Annotated in this window: 18 protein-coding genes and 1 tRNA gene; 11 read left to right on the top strand and 8 right to left on the bottom strand. The window is 67.3% G+C overall.

Annotated elements, in window-relative coordinates:
• Positions 1 to 24: 24 nt before the first annotated feature.
• The 6 genes from RXV79_RS14690 to RXV79_RS14665 are packed head-to-tail and all read right to left on the bottom strand — an operon-like array spanning position 25 to position 4,943.
• The gene (locus tag RXV79_RS14690; RefSeq protein WP_316698515.1) at positions 25 to 804 is read right to left on the bottom strand and encodes a M90 family metallopeptidase; all 780 of its coding nucleotides are present in this window, start codon (positions 802 to 804) and stop codon (positions 25 to 27) included.
• A gap of 4 nt (positions 805 to 808) precedes the next feature.
• Complete coding sequence (locus RXV79_RS14685; protein ID WP_316698513.1) at positions 809 to 1,600, bottom strand: UDP-2,3-diacylglucosamine diphosphatase; 792 nt, start codon at positions 1,598 to 1,600, stop codon at positions 809 to 811.
• 20 nt (positions 1,601 to 1,620) lie between these two features.
• Positions 1,621 to 2,121 (bottom strand): peptidylprolyl isomerase, encoded by a 501-nt coding sequence (locus RXV79_RS14680; RefSeq protein ID WP_316698512.1) that lies wholly within the window; start codon positions 2,119 to 2,121, stop codon positions 1,621 to 1,623.
• A gap of 1 nt (position 2,122) precedes the next feature.
• A complete protein-coding gene (locus RXV79_RS14675; protein WP_413816699.1) occupies positions 2,123 to 2,683 on the bottom strand; it encodes a peptidylprolyl isomerase in 561 nt (186 codons plus the stop codon).
• Positions 2,683 to 3,930, bottom strand: a complete 1,248-nt coding sequence (locus RXV79_RS14670) for a L,D-transpeptidase family protein (protein ID WP_413816698.1) — start codon at positions 3,928 to 3,930, stop codon at positions 2,683 to 2,685. Before RXV79_RS14670 ends, RXV79_RS14675 begins: the two co-directional genes overlap by 1 nt.
• 5 nt (positions 3,931 to 3,935) lie before the next feature.
• Complete coding sequence (locus RXV79_RS14665) at positions 3,936 to 4,943, bottom strand: tetratricopeptide repeat protein (protein ID WP_316698509.1); 1,008 nt, start codon at positions 4,941 to 4,943, stop codon at positions 3,936 to 3,938.
• A gap of 296 nt (positions 4,944 to 5,239) precedes the next feature.
• On the opposite strand from RXV79_RS14665, the gene cysS reads away from it, so the two are divergent.
• The 9 genes from cysS (at position 5,240) to RXV79_RS14620 (ending at position 14,270) form a co-directional block, all read left to right on the top strand.
• Positions 5,240 to 6,628, top strand: a complete 1,389-nt coding sequence (cysS, locus tag RXV79_RS14660) for a cysteine--tRNA ligase (protein WP_316698508.1) — start codon at positions 5,240 to 5,242, stop codon at positions 6,626 to 6,628.
• Between the two features lie 4 nt (positions 6,629 to 6,632).
• On the top strand, positions 6,633 to 7,271 hold the full coding sequence (locus tag RXV79_RS14655) for a DNA-3-methyladenine glycosylase family protein (RefSeq protein WP_316698506.1): 639 nt from the start codon (positions 6,633 to 6,635) through the stop codon (positions 7,269 to 7,271).
• Between the two features lie 63 nt (positions 7,272 to 7,334).
• Complete coding sequence (locus RXV79_RS14650; protein WP_316698505.1) at positions 7,335 to 8,306, top strand: acetyl-CoA carboxylase carboxyltransferase subunit alpha; 972 nt, start codon at positions 7,335 to 7,337, stop codon at positions 8,304 to 8,306.
• Positions 8,275 to 9,591, top strand: coding sequence for a tRNA lysidine(34) synthetase TilS (gene tilS / locus RXV79_RS14645; protein ID WP_413816613.1), 1,317 nt, complete (start codon positions 8,275 to 8,277; stop codon positions 9,589 to 9,591). Before RXV79_RS14650 ends, tilS begins: the two co-directional genes overlap by 32 nt.
• A gap of 35 nt (positions 9,592 to 9,626) precedes the next feature.
• Positions 9,627 to 10,895 (top strand): aspartate kinase, encoded by a 1,269-nt coding sequence (locus RXV79_RS14640; protein WP_316698503.1) that lies wholly within the window; start codon positions 9,627 to 9,629, stop codon positions 10,893 to 10,895.
• Positions 10,896 to 10,944: 49 nt separating this feature from the next.
• Positions 10,945 to 11,037, top strand: a tRNA-Ser gene (locus RXV79_RS14635).
• 114 nt (positions 11,038 to 11,151) lie between these two features.
• On the top strand, positions 11,152 to 12,270 hold the full coding sequence (locus RXV79_RS14630; protein WP_316698502.1) for a metallophosphoesterase: 1,119 nt from the start codon (positions 11,152 to 11,154) through the stop codon (positions 12,268 to 12,270).
• A 54-nt stretch (positions 12,271 to 12,324) separates the two neighbouring features.
• Positions 12,325 to 13,020, top strand: a complete 696-nt coding sequence (locus tag RXV79_RS14625; protein ID WP_413816612.1) for a c-type cytochrome — start codon at positions 12,325 to 12,327, stop codon at positions 13,018 to 13,020.
• Positions 13,017 to 14,270, top strand: coding sequence for a c-type cytochrome (locus tag RXV79_RS14620; protein ID WP_316698501.1), 1,254 nt, complete (start codon positions 13,017 to 13,019; stop codon positions 14,268 to 14,270). Before RXV79_RS14625 ends, RXV79_RS14620 begins: the two co-directional genes overlap by 4 nt.
• Here the strand turns inward: RXV79_RS14620 and RXV79_RS14615 are convergent.
• Positions 14,255 to 15,229: an NAD(P)H-dependent flavin oxidoreductase gene (locus tag RXV79_RS14615; RefSeq protein ID WP_316698500.1), complete on the bottom strand. Its 975-nt coding sequence runs from the start codon at positions 15,227 to 15,229 to the stop codon at positions 14,255 to 14,257. The two genes, RXV79_RS14620 and RXV79_RS14615, sit on opposite strands and share 16 nt — an antisense overlap.
• Before the next feature lie 2 nt (positions 15,230 to 15,231).
• Entirely contained in the window at positions 15,232 to 16,206 is a 975-nt protein-coding gene (locus tag RXV79_RS14610; RefSeq protein WP_316698499.1) for a Bug family tripartite tricarboxylate transporter substrate binding protein, read from the bottom strand.
• Positions 16,207 to 16,381: 175 nt separating this feature from the next.
• On the opposite strand from RXV79_RS14610, the gene RXV79_RS14605 reads away from it, so the two are divergent.
• Positions 16,382 to 17,530: an acyl-CoA dehydrogenase family protein gene (locus RXV79_RS14605; protein ID WP_316698497.1), complete on the top strand. Its 1,149-nt coding sequence runs from the start codon at positions 16,382 to 16,384 to the stop codon at positions 17,528 to 17,530.
• Positions 17,531 to 17,549: 19 nt separating this feature from the next.
• On the top strand, positions 17,550 to 18,401 hold the full coding sequence (locus tag RXV79_RS14600; protein ID WP_316698496.1) for a CoA-binding protein: 852 nt from the start codon (positions 17,550 to 17,552) through the stop codon (positions 18,399 to 18,401).
• Positions 18,402 to 18,433 lie beyond the last annotated feature (32 nt).

The following is an 18,433-nucleotide window of genomic DNA, read 5'->3' as shown; positions in this document are numbered from 1 at the left end:
AACGGGGCCTTCGGGCCCCGTTTTTCATGGGGCCTGTCGCTCGGCCGGGTCTTGCCGGAAGAAGCCCTTCAGCAGTTCGTAGAGGTAGGGGTCGTCCTCGCGCAAGGCCGCACCGGCCACGAAGAAGCCTTCGCAGGCCACGGCGAAGAACTCGCTGACCGACTCGGCGCCATACGGGTCGAGCACGGTGTCGGCGCCGGCATCGATTCGGCGCACGAGACGCAAGTGGCTCGCCTCGATGACGCGCCGCCAGTGTTCCCGCGATGCGGCGTCCGGCAGAGGCGGAATGCCGGTCGCATCGCCGCTGCGCAGCTCGATCACATGGGCGAATTCGTGGATCACGACGTTGTAGACCGGCCCGTCGGTGTGGGCGGCATCGGTGACGCCACGCCAGCTGAGCATCATCGGCCCATCGCCCAAGGCTTCGCCGACCAGGGCTTCCTCGTAGTGGTGCACGATGCCGAACTCGTCGGTCACCTCGCGCGCGGCGACCACTTCGTCGGGGTGCAGCACGATGGTCACGAAGCTGTCGTACCAGTGCAGGCCGAGCTCGAGCACCGGCAGGCAGGCCTGGGCGGCGATGGTCACGGCCATGTCGTCGGTGACCTCGAGGCCACCTGCGCCAGTGAACTCCTTCTGCGCGAGGAAGAGCGTGGCCATGTCGCGCAAGCGTTGTGCGTCGCCGGGCGGGAGCGCCGCGAGGAAGGCATAGCGCGCGAGGGTCGACCGCCACATCGCGTCGGGGATGGGCCGTGTGGCCAGCGTGCGGCGTTCGCGCCAACGGCGCCAGGCGGCAAGCACCATCTGGTCAGGGCGCCAGCGCTTGGGTGAGCGGCAGGCGCTGAAAGCCTTGGTGCGTGAGGCGCAGCACTTCGGCGCGGTGGGGGCGGTGGTCGAGTTCCCAATCGGACAGCACATGCCGCTCGCAGCCGTCACCCAGCGGCTGCGATGCAGGCCGGTGTGTGTGGCCGTGCACCATCGTCGACGACGACGCAGCGCGCAACCAGCGCTGCGCTTCGGGCACGTCCACGTCGGCCCATTCTTGGGGTGACGCTTGCGAGGTCTTGCGCGCTTCGCTCTGCTGGCGCACCTGGCGCGCGTACTCGCGGCGTGCTTCCAGCGGTTGCGCGAGAAACTGCCCCTGCCACGCAGGGCTGCGCACCATCGCGCGGAATGCCTGGTACTCGGTGTCGGCGAGGCACAGGGCGTCGCCGTGGGTGAGCAGCACGCGTTGGCCGAAGGCGAGCAGCAGCGTCGGGTCGGCGAGGGCGGTGACGCCGCAATCCTTCAGCAGCGCGTCACCGACGAGGAAGTCGCGGTTGCCCACCAGGAAGGCGAGGCTGCGTTTTGCCGAAGCGTCGCGCAGCACCTGCGCGCATGCGGCCTCGAAGCCCTCGAAACGGGAATCGTCGCCGACCCACACCTCGAACAGGTCGCCGAGGATGAACACCGCATCGGCCGGGGTATCGCGCAGGTACGAGGCCCAGGCCTCAAAGGTGCGCGGCGTGTCGGCGCTCAGGTGCAGGTCGGAAATGAAGTCGATGCGCTGCCAGTGCGCATCGGCCAGAAGCTCAGGCGGCGCGGAAAGCGTTTCACTCATCGCGCCGCGTGCTCCTTCCGTCAGACGACGACAGCCTTGGTGATGACCACGTCTTCGAGCGGCACGTCGCCGTGGCCGCCGCGGTTGCCGGTCTTCACGCCTTCGATGGCGTCGACGACTTCCTGGCCGGAGACCACCTTGCCGAACACGGCATAGCCCCAGCCGTTGGGCGACTCCGACTTGAAGTTGAGGAAGTCGTTGTCGGTGGTGTTGATGAAGAACTGCGCCGAGGCCGAGTGCGGGGCGCTCGTGCGCGCCATCGCGATCGTGTAGTGGTTGTTCTTGAGGCCATTGTTGGCTTCGTTCTGGATCGGCGCGTCGGTGGGCTTCTGCTTCATGCCCGGCTCGAAGCCGCCGCCTTGGATCATGAAGCTCTTGATCACGCGGTGGAACACCGTGCCGTCGTAGTGGCCCTTTTCCACATAGGAGACGAAGTTGGCGACGGTCGCAGGTGCCTTCGCTTCGTCGAGCTCGATGCGGATGTTGCCCTTGTTGGTCTGCAGTTCGATGGATTTGCTCATGTCATTTCTCCAGGGTGGCTTTCTTGATCACGACGGGCTCGACAGGCACGTTGGCGTGAGGGGGCTTGTTGCCGGTCTTGACCAGGCGGATCTTGTCGACCACGTCCATGCCGGAGACGACCTTGCCGAATACGGCGTAGCCGTTGCCCGGGCCGCGGGCGTTGAGCGCGTCGTTGTCGTTGACGTTGATGAAGAACTGCGACGTGGCCGAATCGGGGATGCTAGTGCGGGCCATAGCGATCGTGCCGCGCATGTTCTTCAGGCCGTTGTCGGCTTCGAGCGGGATGGGCGCGCGGGTCTTCTTCTCGTTCATGTCGGCCGTCATGCCGCCGCCCTGGATCATGAAGCCATCGATCACGCGGTGGAACACGGTGCCGTCGTAATGGCCGGCCTTCACGTACTGCACGAAGTTGTCGACGGTCTTGGGCGCCTTGGCCGCATCGAGTTCGACCACGATGTCGCCCATCGAGGTGGCGAGCTTGACCTTCTGGGCATGGGCAGCAAGGCTCGCGCCGAGGCCGATCACGGCAGCAGCGAACACGGGCAACCAGCGGGTTTTCATCATCCGATCACTCCTTCGAAAAAGATCTTCCATTGTCCACCCTCCTTGCCCCAGTACTGGCGCTTCATGGGGCCGCTGACCTGGCCTTTGAGCACTTCACCGAAGGTCACGATCAGCACCTCGCTGGTGTCTCGCCACGACAGGATGGACAGCTCCTTCAGCTCGGACTCGCGGCCGCGCGCCGCGTTCACTTCGCGGCTCACCGTTTGCGACCATTGCGCGAGGTCGGCGCTGCCGCTCGTGAACTGCGCTGAGTAGAACGACATCAGCTTGCTCATGTCGCCGCGGGAGCGCGCCTGACGCCATTGCTCCACCAGGGCGCGCGCGGCGGTGCGCTCGCGCTCGGTGTGGCTCTGCGCTACCCATTCGATCCTGGGCGCGATGATGACCGGCGTGCGGCGCGGCGACACGTCGCGCAGGAGGCGCAGCAAGTCGTCGTTGGCGAGCACCACGCAGCCGTCGGTGCTTTGCGGTGCACGCGCGTAGTTCTCGGGCGGCACGCCGTGCAGCCAGATGCCGCCGCCGGTCTTGCCGCGGCGACGGTCGTATTCGTTGGGGTAGTTGAGCGTGAGCGCGCCCGGGCCGTAGAAGTCCTTCAGCTGGCGGGCTTCGAGGCGGCTGGTGATGAAGTACACGCCCAGGGGCGTGCGCTGGTCGCCTTGCTCCTTCTTGTCGACGCCCAGGCGGCCGAGCGAGACGTAGTGGTCGGCCACGAGCCGCAGGCCCTGCGCATCGTTCTCGAAGAGATAGAGCCGCGAGCGGCTGGCATCGACGGCGATCGCATGGCGGGTGCTGGTCGGCAGGTCGATGAACTGGCGCGGAATGGCGTGGCTCGGCGGGCGCTCGGTGAGGGCGGCCAGGCGCACGGCCGCTTCTTGCCGCAGCTGGGCCCAGTTGGACGCGGCCGAGGCCGGCAGTTCCGACGGCGCCACATCGAGCGACCCGAGCTTGCCGCGACGCGTGAGCAGCAGGTCGCCGTAGACCAGCTGGGCGAGCTGGAAGTTGGGCACATCGCGAGAGAGCGACTCTGCCTTGGCGAGCGCCTGGCGTGTGTCACCGGCGCGAATGAGGCGATACACGTCGATGAGCCTCGCCTCGGGCGATGCGGGTTGTGGCGCCGCCACGCTGCTCTTCGCAGTGGGTGGGGCCGCGAGCGCGAGCGGTGGGGCGACGAGCGCGCAGGCCGCCATGACGGCCGTGCCGAGCGAGGCCTTGCGTGCCACCCCGATGAGTCGAGCCAATCCCACGGGGCTCACGAGCCGGTGCTTTCCTTCTGGATCAGCCAGCGGCCCGACACCTTCACCAGCTCGAGCGTCTTGCGGCTGGAGACCTTGAGCGTATCGGCGTTGTACTGCTGCCGAAACTGCACCACGGCCTTGTCGCCTTGCACGCGAGTCTCGACCGCGCTGAGTGCAACCGAGATGCTGCGCTTGCCTTCGATGCGCGCACGGCGTTCGGCTTCCCATGTCTTGCGGCTCTTGCCGCCGGTGAACGAGGGTGTGTAGGCGCCGATGTAGGCCTCGACGTCCTTGCGGCTCCATGCGCTGGCCCAGGCCTGCACGGCGGCTTGCACCTCCTGTTCGGCATTGCCGGAGGCGGGTGCCACGGGTGCGGGCGGCGCAGCAGGTGCGGGACGTGCGGCCGGGGGCGTGGGGGCGGCCTTGGCGACCGTCGCGGGTGCGGGGGCAGGAGCCGGCGTGGGAGAGGGTGTGAGAGAGGGTGCGGGAGCGGGCGGTGCCGACGGCTTGCCAGTCGTGACGGGCTTCGTGCTCGCCACCGCCAGCGCGGAGGCTTTCGGCGTGAAGAGGTCACGGATCATCGCGAGCTTCGGGCCGACCTTCGCGGTGTTGTTGCCGTCCACCTGCAGCGCCTTCGAGTAGGCCTGGCTTGCGAGCTTGGCGTACACATCGCCCAGGTTCTCGTAGGCGGTGGCGTAGCTCGGGTTGGTGCGGATGGCCGACTCCAGCGCACGCCGCGCCTGGTCGTACTGCCCCTGCTTGCTGTAGAGCACGGCAAGGTTGTTGTAGGGCTCGGGGAGTTCGGGAAAGTCTTCGGTCAGCTTCACGAAGATGGCCGTGGCCTCGACGCTTCTGCCTTGCTCGGCGACCGCCAGGCCCTTCAGGAATCGCATGCGGGCATCGCGCGGGTGGGTTGCGAGAAACTGGTCGGCCTTCTGCACGGCCTCGGCCCACTGGCCAGCGCTGAACAGGCGATCGACATCGGCGTACTCATCGGCATGCGCGCCCGCGGCGAAGGTCATCGCGGCCGCGACGGCAAGGCTCAGAAGCGGGGAGGGTAGACGTGCCATCGGCGTCGTGAAGGTGGGTTGGTTGCCCCGAGCTGTGGTGCCTGGGGGCTTGGGCGAGCCTTCGGTGGGCGCTTGAAAGAGGGGAAATGACGTAAACGCCCTCGAAAGCCCGGCCGCTATACTCCGAAAATTGTATCGCAGGCCCACTGTTCGACAGCCGTTCAACAGCCCCAGCGCCGGTGCTTCGGCATGAAGCCGGCCGGTTGAATTTCACAGCATCGGGCACCTTCCAGCTCCCAGTTCATCCGATGACCTTGCGCATCTTCAACACCTTGACCCGCCAGACCGAGGTGTTCGCTCCCATCGAGCCCAACCATGTGCGCATGTACGTCTGCGGCATGACGATCTACGACCTTTGCCACGTTGGCCATGCGCGCTTCATGATGGCCTTCGACGTGGTGGCGCGCTGGCTGCGGGTGTCGGGCTACCGCGTCACCTACGTGCGCAACATCACCGACATCGACGACAAGATCATCAAGCGAGCGCTCGAGCGCAACATCCCGATCCGCCAGCTCACCGCCGAGATGACGCAGGCGATGCACGAAGACGTGGCCGCGCTCGGCATCGAGCCGCCCACGCACGAGCCGCGCGCCACCGAATACGTGCCGCAGATGCTGGCGATGATCAGCACGCTGGAGCGCAAGGGCCTGGCCTATCGCGCGCCGAATGGAGACGTGAACTACTCGGTTCGCAAGTTCGAGGGCTACGGCAAGCTCTCAGGCAAGTCGCTCGACCAACTCCGTGCCGGCGAGCGTGTGGCCGTGCTCGATGGCAAGGACGACCCGCTCGACTTCGTGCTGTGGAAGTCGGCAAAGCCCACCGAGCCCGACGACGCCAAGTGGGCCAGCGACTACGGCCCTGGCCGCCCGGGCTGGCACATCGAATGCTCGGCGATGAGCTGCGCGCTCCTCGGCGAGCAGTTCGACATCCACGGTGGTGGCATGGACCTCCAGTTCCCGCATCACGAGAACGAGATCGCGCAGAGCGAAGGCGCCACCGGCAAGCGCTTTGTCAACCTCTGGATGCACAACGGCTTTCTCAACGTCGTGAACGACGAGGGCGAAGGCGTGAAGATGTCGAAGTCGCTCGGCAACTTCTTCACCATCCGCGACGTGCTCAAGCACTACGACGGCGAGACGCTGCGCTTCTTCATGCTGCGCACGCACTACCGCAGCCCGCTGAATTTCGGCGATGCGAACCTGCACGATGCGCGCAACGGCCTGCGCCGCCTCTACACCGCGCTGCTCGACCTCGACGTGCCCGCCATACCCATCGACTGGGCACAGCCGCAGGCTGCACGCTTCCGCGAAGCGATGAACGAGGACTTCAGCACACCGGAAGCGGTGGCCGTCCTCTTCGAACTGGCCGGCGACGTGAACCGCACCCGCTCGCCCGAGCAGGCCGCCCTGCTCAGGGGTCTTGCCGGCGTGCTCGGCCTCCTGCAGCAGAACCCGCGTGCCTATCTGCAGGGTGGCGCCGGCATCGACGATGCCACGATTCAGGCCAGGATCGACGAGCGCGCGGCCGCGAAGAAGGCGCGCGACTTCGCGCTCGCCGATCAGATCCGCAAGGACCTCCTCGCACAAGGCATCGTGCTGCAGGACTCGCCGCAAGGCACCACCTGGACCAAGGCCTGATCAGGTGCGTACCGTCACCCCCGACTATTGGGACGAGGCGTGCAAGCACCTCGCCAAACGTGACCGCGTGATGCGCAAGCTCATTCCCCAGTGCGGGGAAGGGCAACTGCAAAGCCGCGGTGACGCGTTCACGACCTTGGCGCGCTCCATCGTTGGCCAGCAGATCTCGGTCAAGGCCGCACAGGCGGTATGGGATCGCTTCGTTGCCTTGATGGATGGCGCGCCCACACGCGTGCTGCCCGCAGCCGTGGCGCAGATCGAAGCCACGGTGCTGCGCAGTGCCGGCCTGTCGGCTCGCAAGGTGGAATACCTGCTCGACCTGGCCCAGCATTTCGAGTCGGGGAAAGTCCATGTGCGCCAGTGGCAGCAGATGGACGACGAAGCCATCATCGACGAGCTTGTTGCGATTCGCGGCATTGGCCGCTGGACGGCAGAGATGTTCCTGATCTTCCACCTCATGCGGCCCAATGTGCTGCCGCTCGACGACGTCGGCTTGATCAAGGGCATCAGCCTCAACTACTTCAGCGGCGAGCCCGTTTCCAGGGCCGAAGCCCGTGAAGTTGGCGACGCCTGGGCCCCTTTTCGCTCGGTGGCCACGTGGTACATTTGGCGCAGCCTCGACCCTCTGCCTGTGGCTTACTGAGACACCTGTCTCGCCTCATGCACAACGCGCGCCCTGCGCGTCAACACACCGGGATCCTGACGGATGAGCAAACGACACTTCCTCGAGTTCGAGCAACCCATTGCCGAGCTTGAAACCAAGATCGAAGAGCTGCGCTACGTACAAAGTGAATCGGCCGTCGACATCTCCGAAGAGATCGACCGCCTGGGCAAGAAAAGCCAGCAGCTCGTCAAGGACATCTACTCCAACCTGACCCCGTGGCAGGTCACGCAGATCTCGCGGCATACGCAGCGCCCGTATGCGATGGACTACATCAACGAGGTCTTCACTGACTTCCAGGAACTGCGCGGCGACCGTCATTTCGCCGACGACCAATCCATCGTCGGCGGCCTCGCCCGTTTCAACGGCCAAGCCTGCATGGTCATCGGTCACCAGAAGGGCCGAGACACGAAGGAGCGCGCGATGCGCAACTTCGGCATGTCGCGCCCCGAGGGCTACCGCAAGGCCCTGCGCCTGATGAAGCTGGCCGAGAAGTTCGGCCTTCCGGTGTTCACGTTCGTCGACACGCCCGGGGCTTACCCCGGCATCGGGGCCGAAGAGCGTGGTCAGTCCGAGGCCATTGGCCGCAACATTTTCGAGATGGCCCAGCTCGAGGTGCCCATCATCGTGACCATCATCGGTGAAGGTGGCTCCGGCGGTGCGCTGGCCATCAGCGTCGGCGATCAGGTGCTGATGCTGCAGTACGCGGTGTACTCGGTGATCTCGCCGGAAGGCTGTGCCTCGATTCTCTGGAAGACCGCCGAGCGTGCATCCGACGCCGCTGAAGCCTTGGGCATCACGGCACACCGGCTCAAGGCCTTGGGGCTGGTCGACAAGATCGTCAACGAGCCGGTCGGTGGCGCCCACCGCGACCCGAAGCAGATGTGCGCGTTCCTCAAGCGCGCACTGAACGACGCGCTGCGCCAGGTCGTCGACCTCAAGCCCAAGGAACTGCTGCAGCGTCGCTATGAGCGACTGCAGTCCTATGGCCGCTTCACGGACACCAGCGACCGCTGAGCCCGCGCCACGCATCGCGGTTGCCTATAGCGCCGGCCGCGATTCCACCGCCCTGCTGCATGCCACCGCCACCGCTGCGGTGGGGCAGGGCGTTGAAGTTCTTGCACTCCACATCCACCACGGGCTGAGTCCGCACGCAGACGATTGGCTCGCCCATGCGCAGCGGCAGTGCGCTCGGTGGCGCAGGCAGGGTCTGCCGGTGCGCTTGTGCACGCAGAGACTGACGCACAAACCGGCCACGGGGGAAAGCGTGGAAGCCTGGGCGCGTCGCGAGCGTTATCGCGCGTTGCGCGAGATGGCGTTGCAGGAGGGCGCAACCCTCGTGCTGCTGGCCCACCATCAGCGCGACCAGGCCGAGACGCTGCTCCTGCAGGCCCTGCGCGGCGCGGGTGTCGCCGGGCTCGCCGGGATGCCGGAGACGATCGAACGCGAGGGCGTGACATGGACCCGCCCGTGGCTGCAGCAGTCGCGTTCGGCGATCGAGGCCTACGTGCGGCATCACCGCCTGCGCTTCGTCGATGACGACAGCAACGACCAGCCCCGTTTTGCCCGCAACCGCCTGCGGCTCGATGTGTGGCCTGCGCTGGTGAAAGCCTTTCCGCAGGCCGAGGCCAGCCTGGCCGATGCGGCCACCTGGGCCGCTCAGGCGACCGACGCATTGGCCGAACTGGCCGCCATGGATCTCGCCGACATTGCGGATGCCCGTGGCCTGAAGGTCAACACGTGGCGGACGCTCAGCGCACCGCGGCAGGTCAACGCCTTGCGCACCTGGTTTCAGCGCGAAGCCGGGGCGCTGCCCAGTTCGACGCTGCTGCAGCGCCTGCAATCCGAGCTGCCCGGTGCCGGTGATGCCCAATGGCAATCACCGCAAGGGACCTTGCATCGTCGTCGCGGGCGGCTGGCATTCGTCCCTGCCGCGGGGCCAGTCATGTCTGCACCAGAGAGCTTGCTGCACATCTCCGGCCCCGGCCGCTATCCGCTCCCGGGGTGGGGCGGTGAACTGGTGGCCACCCGCGTCCGGCAGGACGGCGTCCACCCCGCTTGGCTGGCCAGGATCGACCTGCGCAGGCGCGAAGGAGGAGAGCAGTTCATGGCCGGCGTCGGCCGCCCGGCCCGCAGCCTGAAGAAGCAGTACCAGGCTGCCGACGTGCCAGCCTGGGAGCGTGACGGCCCGCTCCTCTACAGCGGCGGCCAGCTGGTCTTCGTGCCCGGCCTGGGCATTGATGCACGCGTGCTGGCGCTGCCCGGCCAGCCGCAGCTGCGCCTGCGTTGGCAGCGCGGCTAAAATGCGCGGTTTCCCTCCTTTGACCGGCTCTTTTCATGGCACTCATCGTTCACAAATACGGCGGCACTTCCATGGGCTCCACGGAGCGCATTCGCAATGTCGCCAAACGCGTGGCCAAGTGGGCGCGCGCCGGGCACCAAATGGTGGTCGTGCCCTCGGCGATGAGCGGCGAGACGAATCGCCTGCTGGGCCTGGCGAAGGAGCTGTCGCCCGAAATCGCGAGCGACGGCGTGCTGCGCGAGCTCGACATGATCGCCTCCACCGGCGAGCAGGTGTCGGTGGGCTTGCTGTCCATCGCGTTGCAGGCTGAAGGCCTGCAAGCCGTGAGTTACGCGGGCTGGCAGGTGCCCATCGCCACCGACTCGTCGTACACCAAGGCCCGCATCCAGAGCATCGACGACAAGCGCGTGCGTGCCGATCTGGCCGCCGGCAAGGTGGTCGTCATCACCGGCTTCCAGGGCGTGGACGACAAGGGCAACATCACCACGCTCGGTCGGGGCGGCTCCGACACCTCGGCCGTGGCCGTGGCGGCCGCGATGAAGGCCGATGAGTGCCTGATCTACACCGACGTCGATGGTGTCTACACCACCGACCCGCGCATCGTGCCCGAGGCACGCCGCCTGCACACCGTGAGCTTCGAAGAGATGCTCGAAATGGCCAGCCTCGGCTCCAAGGTGCTGCAGATCCGCTCGGTCGAATTCGCCGGCAAGTACCGCGTGCCGACACGCGTGCTCTCCAGCTTCACCCCCTGGGACATCGACCTCGCCGAAGAGGCCAAGTCCGGCACCCTGATCACTTTTGAGGAAGACGAAAAAATGGAACAAGCCGTTGTTGCAGGCATCGCGTTCAACCGTGACGAAGCCAAGATCACCGTCGCCGGCGTGCCCGACAAGCCCGGCATCGCCTTCCAGATCCTGGGCCCCGTGGCCGAGGCCAACATCGACGTCGACGTCATCATCCAAAACGTGTCGCACGACGGGAAGACCGACTTCTCGTTCACCGTGCACCGCAACGACTACGCCCGCACCGTCGACCTGCTGAAGAACAAGGTGCTGCAGCAGATGGGCGCCAAGGAAGTGACCGGCGACAACAAGATCTGCAAGGTCAGCATCGTGGGCATCGGCATGCGCTCGCACGTGGGCGTGGCCGCCAAGATGTTCCGTTGTCTCTCGGAAGAGGGCATCAACATCCAGATGATCACCACCAGCGAGATCAAGACCAGCGTGGTGATCGACGAGAAGTACATGGAGCTCGCCGTGCGTGCGCTCCACAAGGCGTTCGACCTCGAGCAACAACCTGCTTGAGCGTTCCGACTTAAGGGCGATCTTCTGAACTAGAATGCCGCCCTGTGCTGGAGTCGTGACCGAGTGGCCGAAGGTGCTCCCCTGCTAAGGGAGTATGTGGGCAAAACCTGCATCGAGGGTTCGAATCCCTCCGACTCCGCCAGCCAGATAGCAAAAGCCCCGCTCTTGGGGCTTTTTTGCGTCTGGGCTTCCCTCTCCATTGAACTGGCGCACAGTCGAGCCCATCTGTCGATTTCCGTCGACAGCAACCTGCGCCATGTCCATCACCCCCATCTCGTTCATCGTCGCGCTGCTGCATCTCTACATCGGCTGGCGGCTCGTGCCTCAGCTGGACAGTGCGGCAGCGTGGGGCCTCGCGCTGGTGCTCGTCGCCTCGGCCGTGCTGATGCCGCTCAGCATGACCTCCCGGCGCATGCAGAACCGCCAGGCCGCCGAGGCCTTCGCGTGGGTCGGGTTCGTCTTCATGGGGCTCTTTTCGTCACTCCTGGTGCTGACCTTGCTGCGAGAGCTGGTGCTGCTGGTCGGTTCGATCGCCGGAGCCTCTGCTCAACTCGCCCGCTGGACAGGGCAAGGAGTGCCCGTCATCGCCGTACTCGTGACGCTCTGGGGCTTCGTCAACGCGCGCCGCCGTGCCCGCGTGGTCCATGTCGAGGTGCCCATCGCCGGCCTGCCGGCTTCGCTGCAAGGCTTCACCATTGCGCAGATCAGCGACATCCACGTCGGCCCAACGATCAAGGCCTCGTACCTGCGCGCCATCGTCGACAGGGTGAACCAGCTCGACGCCGACATGGTGGCCGTCACCGGCGACCTGGTCGACGGCAGCGTGCGCGAGTTGAGCGCGCATGTGGCGCCGCTCACCGAGCTGCGCTCGCGCCACGGCACCTTCTTCGTCACCGGCAACCACGAGTACTACTCCGGCGCGCACGCGTGGATCGCAGAGCTGAAGCGGCTCGGCATCCGTGTGCTGCTGAACGAGCATGTCGTCTTGCAGCACGGTGCCTCGCCCCTGGTGCTGGCAGGCGTGGCCGACTACACCGCCCACCTCTTTGACCCTGCCCATCGCAGCGATCCAGAGCGTGCCCTGGCCGGTGCACCGGCCGATGCCACGCGCGTGCTGCTCGCGCACCAGCCGCGCAGCGCCGAGGGGGCCGAACGCGCCGGCTTCCAGTTGCAGATCTCCGGGCACACGCACGGCGGCCAGTTCTTCCCCTGGAACTTCTTCGTGCCGCTGCAGCAGCCGTTCACTGCAGGCCTGCACCGCCTGCGTGGCTTGTGGGTCTACGTGAGCCGCGGCACCGGCTACTGGGGGCCGCCCAAGCGCCTCGGTGCGCCGTCCGAGATCACACGCTTGCGCCTGGTGCCTGCCGGCGACTGACTGGGACAATTTGTCCAGTCACCGGCACCGCTGCGGCCACTAAGCTCACGCCCCATGAAATCCATCTGCGCGTTGCTCGTGTCCCTGCTGTTGTCGACGTCCGCGATGGCGGTCGAAGACAGCATGGCCCAGCGGGTGCTGGCCTGCACTGGCTGCCACGGCCCTGAGGGCCGCGCCGCGCGCGACGGCTACTACCCCCGCATCGCCGGCAAGCCGGCCGGCTACCTCTACAACCAGCTCGCCAACTTTCGCGACGGCCGGCGCCACTACCTGCCGATGACGCGGCTGATCGATCCGCTGTCCGACGCCTACCTGCGCGAGATCGCCCAGCACTTCGCCTCGCTCGACTTGCCGTACCCACCGCCGCGGCCTGCGCAGGTGTCGGCCGAGGTGCTCGCGCGCGGCGAAGCGCTCGCGCTGCGCGGTGACCCAGCGCGCCAGATCCCCGCCTGTGCGCAGTGCCACGGCGCGAGCTTCACCGGCGTCACGCCGCACCTGCCCGGTCTCCTGGGCATTCCGCGCGACTACATCGCCGGCCAGCTCGGCGCGTGGAAGTCGGGCAGCCGCCGCGCGATGGCACCCGACTGCATGGCGCAGATCGCCAAGGCGCTGACCGCTGACGACGTGAGCGCCGTGTCGCACTGGCTTGCCGCGCAGCCCTTGCCCGCGTCGGCGAAACCGGCCGCCGCCTTGCCGGCGCCCTTGCCCATGGGCTGCGGCGGCACGGGCGGGGAGGGGGCTGCACGATGACACGCGCACTCTTCATCGTCGTGGCGCTTGTGTTGCTCTTGGCCGGCGCGCTCGTCGGCCTCAACCTGCGAGGCGAAGATCCGCTCGACGACGCGGCCGTGGTGGCCACGCCCGAGCTGATCCAGCGCGGCGAATACCTCGCCCGCGCTGGCAATTGCGCCGGCTGCCACACCGAGCGGGGCGGCGTGCCCTATGCCGGCGGCCGTGGCATCGACACCCCCTTCGGCACCCTCTACAGCCCCAACCTCACGCCCGACCCCGCCACCGGCCTCGGCCAGTGGAGCGCCGCGCACTTCTGGCGCGCCATGCACAACGGCCGCTCGCGCGACGGCCGCCTGCTGTCGCCCGCCTTCCCGTACACCAACTACACGCTGGTGACGCGCGCCGATTCCGACGCCCTCTATGCCTACCTGCGCAGCCTGCCCCCCGTGGCCAAGGCGAACCGCGAGCATGCGATGCGTTTCCCCTTCGGCACCCAGGCCGCCCTGGGCGTCTGGCGCGCGCTCTACTTCAAGCCCGAGACGCACACGCTCGAAGCCTCGCAGACGGCTGCATGGAACCGCGGCGCCTATCTCGTGCGCGGCCTCGGCCACTGCAACGCCTGCCACGGGCATCGCAACGCGCTCGGCGCGACAGGCGGCACGCTCGACCTGAGCGGCGGCCTGATCCCGGTGCAGAACTGGTACGCCCCGTCGCTCAGCGACCCGCACGAGGCCGGCGTGCGCGACTGGCCCGCGCAGGAGACCGCCACGCTGCTCAAGACCGGCGTGAGCCCGCGTGCCTCGGTGCTCGGGCCGATGGCCGAAGTCGTGATCGGCAGCACCCAGCACCTCCGCGACGACGACCTGCTGGCGATGGCCGAGTACCTGCGCAGCCTGCCGCCCACGAGCACCCGCGTGACCAGCCCGCAAGGCCCCGAGCCCGACCTCGCGCGCGGCGAGAAGCTCTACGGCGACCACTGCGCCGGCTGCCACGGCGCCGCAGGCGAGGGCGCCAAGGGTCTGTACCCGGCGCTTGCCGGCAACCGCGCCGTGACGATGAAGACACCGGCCAACCTCGTGCGGGTGCTGATGGAAGGCGGCTTCGCACCGTCGACCGCGGGCAACCCCCGGCCCTTCGGCATGCCGCCCTTTGCCGGCACGCTGAGTGACGACGACATGGCCGCGCTGCTCTCGCACGTGCGCAGTGCCTGGGGCAACCAGGCGGCGCCGGTGTCGGCCTTCGAGGTGTCGCGTTACAGAGAGCGCTGAGCCGCCGCGTACTCCCGCCCGATCCGTTCGATCAGTGCCGCCGTCGTCGGCACGTCGTCGACGCCCGACACCGAGTGCCCCGCGCTCCACACGTCGGCCCAGCGCCGCGGCCCTTCGTGCGGGCCGACGCCGCCGCCGTAGCGCTCGCGTGCTTCGGCTGGCGTGAGGTTCTCGGGCAAGGTGGCCGGGTCGAGCCCCGAAGCCACGATCGAGGGGCGGAGGAAATTGGCCTGCAGGCCGGTGAACGCTTTCGTGAGGTGCACGTCGTCGAGGCGGCTCGCCACCAGCATCTGCTTGTAGGCGTCGCTTGCCATGCTCTCGCGCGTGGCGATGAAGCGCGTGCCCATGTAGCCGAGGTCGCAGCCGAGCGCGATGGCCGCATACAGCGACACGCCGTCTGACAAGCCGCCCGCGAGCACCACCGGCCCGTCGAAGAAGCTGCGCACCGCGCGCACGAAGGCGAACGGGTTGGTCCACCCCGTCTGCCCGCCGGCGCCGGCCGTCAGCAGCACCAGCCCATCCACACCCGCTTCGATCGCACGCTCGGCGTGGTGCAGCGAGGCCACGTCGGCCAGCACCAGGCAGCCGCCGTCGCGCAGCTGTGGCACCACCGCTGCGGGCGAGCCCACGCTCGTGATGACGACTTCGGTGCGGTGGCGCAGGAGGCAGTCGATGTCCTGGCGCAGCTGCGCGGGGTCGCGCCGCATGATGAGGTTGGGGCACCACGGGGCGCTCGGCCTGCCGGCCTCGGCCGCGTCGCGTGCTTCCTGGGCGAGGCGCGAGAGCCACGCGTCGAGCTCGTCGACCGAGCGGCAGTTGGGCGTGGGGAACGAGCCGATCACGCCACCCGCGCACGCTGCCGACACGAGCTCGATGCCGCTCACGCGCAGCATCGGCGCGGCGATGAGCGGCAGCGACAGCCGGTGGGCGAAGGGCAGGCGAGGCGTGCGGGCGGCCACGGTCAATTGAGCGTCGCTCCCGAGACCTTCACCACCTCGGCCCACTTGTTGATCTCGTCGCCAATGAAGGCCTTGAACTTCTTCTCGTCGTGGTCGACGAGCGGCTGGCTGCCGATCTCTTCGAACGGTGCCACGACCGCCTTGTCGGTGAGCGCGGTGTGCATCGCAGCCGAGAGCTTCTTCACCACCGCGGGTGGCGTGCCAGCCGGCACCACGATGCCCGACCAACTGCTCGACTCCAGCCCCGCAAAGCCCGCTTCGGCGATCGTCGGCACATCGGGCAGCGCCGGCAGCCGCTTGTTGCCCATCACCGCGAGTGCGCGCAGCTTGCCGGCCTTGATGTGCGGCAGCAGCGTCACGGTGTAGTCGTACATCAGGTCGAGCCGGCCGCCGAGCAGGTCTTGCAGTGCGGGCGTGCTGCCCTTGTAGGGCACGTGCGTCATCTTGACGCCGGTCTTGGCCTGCACCATCTCGCTCGTGAGGTGTGTGCCGGTACCGGGCCCAGCCGAGCCGTAATTGAGCACCCCGGGGTTCGCCTTCGCGAAGGCGATCAGCTCCTGCATGCTGTTGTAGGGCCGCGAGGCCTCGACCACCAGCACCGTGGGCGACATGAACATGCCGTGCACCGGCACGAAGTCTCGCAGCGGCTGGTACTTGAGGTTCTTGTAGAGCGCGAGGTTCGCGGCCATCGTGCCCGAGGTGGCGTAGAGCACGGTGTAGCCATCGGCCGGTGCACCGGCCACCTGCTCGGTGGCGAGCGAGCCGCCCACGCCGGGCCGGTTCTCCACCACGAAGGCCTGGCCCAGCACCTCACCCATCTTCTTGGAGATGGCGCGCGAGGTGGTGTCGGTCACACCACCCGGCGTGAAGGGCACGACCCAGGTGATCGGCTTGGTGGGGTAGGTCTGTGCTCGCGCGGGCATGTCGGCGAGCACCAGCGCGGCGACTGCAATCAACAGGACACGCAACTTCGTCATCGCATTTCCTTTCGTCGTCTTGGGTCGTTCTACGCAGCGCACCGCACTGCTCTGGAGAAAAGATACTTGCAGACTAACAAGCGAATTCGCTACCGTGCATGCACGTTTGCCCCACGTGCCGTTCTGCTCTTCGAACGACACCATTCGGCGAACCCACACCACGACATGCAGGACGATGAGCATCGATCTGAACGCCGATCAAGTCACGCTGCGCGACAGCATCCGGCGCTTCATGAAGGCCGAGGTCGTGCCCTTGATCACGAAGCACGAGGCCGAGCGCAGTTTCCCGTTCGAGTTGTTGCCGCGGCTGGCCGAGTTCGGTTACCTCGGCGGCACGCTGTCGGAGGAAGACGGCGGCATGGGGATCGACTACCCCACCTGGGCCATGATGATGGAAGAGGCCGGCTACCACTGGCTCTCGTTGCGCACCATGTGCAACATCACCAACGGCTCGATCAACCGCATTGCCACGCATGGCACTCCCGAGCAGAAAGAGCGCTTCCTCAAGCCTGCGCTGCGCGGGGAGCTGAAGGTCTGCACCGGCCTCACCGAGCCCGACACCGGCTCCAACATCGCGGGCATCCAGACCCGCGCCGAGTTGAAAGGCGACCACTGGGTCATCAACGGCCGCAAGATGTGGATCACCAACGGCGCCTTCGCCGACGTGGCCATGATCGTCGCGCGCACCTACAGCCCTACCTGCGACGGGGCCTTGTCGGCCTTCATCGTGGAGCGCGCGAAGAGCCCATATGACGTGCGCCGCCTCGACACCATGGTGCTGCGCTGCACCGGCACCGCCGAGCTCGGCTTCAACGACGTGGAGATCCCGAAGGAGAACCTCGTCGGCCAGGAAGGCCAGGCCTTGAAGGGCACGCTGAAGGGGCTCGACGCCGCGCGCCTCAACATCGCGATGGGTGCGGTGGGTGCGGCGCAGGCGGCGCTCGATCTGTCGATCGACTACGTCAAGCAGCGCAAGCAGTTTGGCCGCCTCATCGGCAGCTACCAGCTGGTGCAGAAGCACATCGTCGACATGACGGTGCGCGTGGAGGCCGCGCGTGCGCTCGGCTACCGCGCCGCTCATGCGTTGCAGCGCGGGCAAGACGTGCGCCAGGCCTGCTCCATCGCCAAGCTCTACGCCACCGAGTCGGCGCACGAGGTCGCGAGCATGGCGTTGCAGGTGCACGGTGGCAGCGGCTACTCGACCGACCTGCCCATCGAGCGCATCTTCCGCGACACCCGCGGCGGCATGATTCCCGAGGGCACGACGGAGATACAGACGCTCATCATCGGCCGCGAGATCCTGGGCATCAACGCGATCTCCTGATTTGCTTCCAGCAGTCCCCATGCACGACACGCTCCCAGACCTCTCCCTCCTATGCTCGCCGCGCTCCGTCGCCCTCGTGGGCGCCTCCGACGACCCTGGCAGCATCGGCGGCCGCGCTCTCATCAACCTGCTGAAGCACTCCGACTTCAAGGGCGAGGTGATGCTCGTCAACCCGAAGCGCGAGAGCGTGGCCGGCATGCGCTGCTGGCCCGACATCGCGTCGCTGCCGAGTACGCCCGATCTCGTGCTCGTCTCGGTGCCGGCGGTGCATGTGAACCCCGCGCTGCGCCAGGCCGCAGCGCGCGGCGTGCGCTTCGCCATCGTCTACACCTCCGGCTTCGGCGAAGCGGGGCCGGCCGGCAAGGCGCTCGAGGACGAGATGCGCAGCATCGTCGTGTCGTCATCGCTGCGCGTCTACGGCCCCAACTGCCCGGGCCTGTGCAACATCAACGAGCGCCTGGGCTTCACCTTCTCGCCCTCGTTCCAGTACGACCTGCGCCGCGGCCCGATCGGCCTGGCCACGCAGGGCGGCGGCCTCGGCCGCAACGTGCTGCAGGCGATGGACCGGGGCCTCGGCATCGGCCTGTGGTGCTCGTCGGGCAACGAGGTCGACCTGCAGGTCAGCGACTTCATCGCCCACATGGCCGATGCCGACGGCATCGAGGTCATCGTCACGCTGATCGAAGGCATCAAGGACGGCCGCAAGTTCGTGCGTGCCGTGCAGCGTGCTGCGGCCAACGGCAAGCCGGTGATCGCGCTCAAGGTCGGCCGCTCGGCTTACGGGCAGAAGGCGGCGATGTCGCACACCGGCTCGCTCACCGGCTTGGCCGAGGTCAACAGTGCGCTCTTCAGGCAACTGGGCGTGATCTAGGTCGACGACATCGACGAGCTGGCCGACACCGC

It is taken from the genome of Piscinibacter gummiphilus (assembly GCF_032681285.1).
In the GTDB taxonomy this organism is placed as follows: Bacteria; Pseudomonadota; Gammaproteobacteria; order Burkholderiales; family Burkholderiaceae_C; genus Rhizobacter; species Rhizobacter gummiphilus_A.
The sequence above is the reverse complement of the archived record's forward strand: the minus strand, read 5'-3'. Positions and strand labels throughout refer to the sequence as shown.

Coding starts and splice junctions, on each gene's coding strand:
- cysS (WP_316698508.1), top strand. CDS start 5,240: ATGACCTTGCGCATCTTCAACACCTTGACCCGCCAGACCGAGGTGTTC.
- RXV79_RS14665 (WP_316698509.1), bottom strand. CDS start 4,943: ATGACCTTCGCCGCGGGCGCGCATGCCGATGAGTACGCCGATGTCGAT.
- RXV79_RS14680 (WP_316698512.1), bottom strand. CDS start 2,121: ATGAGCAAATCCATCGAACTGCAGACCAACAAGGGCAACATCCGCATC.
- RXV79_RS14610 (WP_316698499.1), bottom strand. CDS start 16,206: ATGACGAAGTTGCGTGTCCTGTTGATTGCAGTCGCCGCGCTGGTGCTC.
- RXV79_RS14600 (WP_316698496.1), top strand. CDS start 17,550: ATGCACGACACGCTCCCAGACCTCTCCCTCCTATGCTCGCCGCGCTCC.
- RXV79_RS14685 (WP_316698513.1), bottom strand. CDS start 1,600: ATGAGTGAAACGCTTTCCGCGCCGCCTGAGCTTCTGGCCGATGCGCAC.
- RXV79_RS14630 (WP_316698502.1), top strand. CDS start 11,152: ATGTCCATCACCCCCATCTCGTTCATCGTCGCGCTGCTGCATCTCTAC.
- tilS (WP_413816613.1), top strand. CDS start 8,275: ATGGCCGCTTCACGGACACCAGCGACCGCTGAGCCCGCGCCACGCATC.
- RXV79_RS14690 (WP_316698515.1), bottom strand. CDS start 804: ATGGTGCTTGCCGCCTGGCGCCGTTGGCGCGAACGCCGCACGCTGGCC.
- RXV79_RS14640 (WP_316698503.1), top strand. CDS start 9,627: ATGGCACTCATCGTTCACAAATACGGCGGCACTTCCATGGGCTCCACG.
- RXV79_RS14620 (WP_316698501.1), top strand. CDS start 13,017: ATGACACGCGCACTCTTCATCGTCGTGGCGCTTGTGTTGCTCTTGGCC.
- RXV79_RS14650 (WP_316698505.1), top strand. CDS start 7,335: ATGAGCAAACGACACTTCCTCGAGTTCGAGCAACCCATTGCCGAGCTT.
- RXV79_RS14675 (WP_413816699.1), bottom strand. CDS start 2,683: ATGAAAACCCGCTGGTTGCCCGTGTTCGCTGCTGCCGTGATCGGCCTC.
- RXV79_RS14605 (WP_316698497.1), top strand. CDS start 16,382: ATGAGCATCGATCTGAACGCCGATCAAGTCACGCTGCGCGACAGCATC.
- RXV79_RS14625 (WP_413816612.1), top strand. CDS start 12,325: ATGAAATCCATCTGCGCGTTGCTCGTGTCCCTGCTGTTGTCGACGTCC.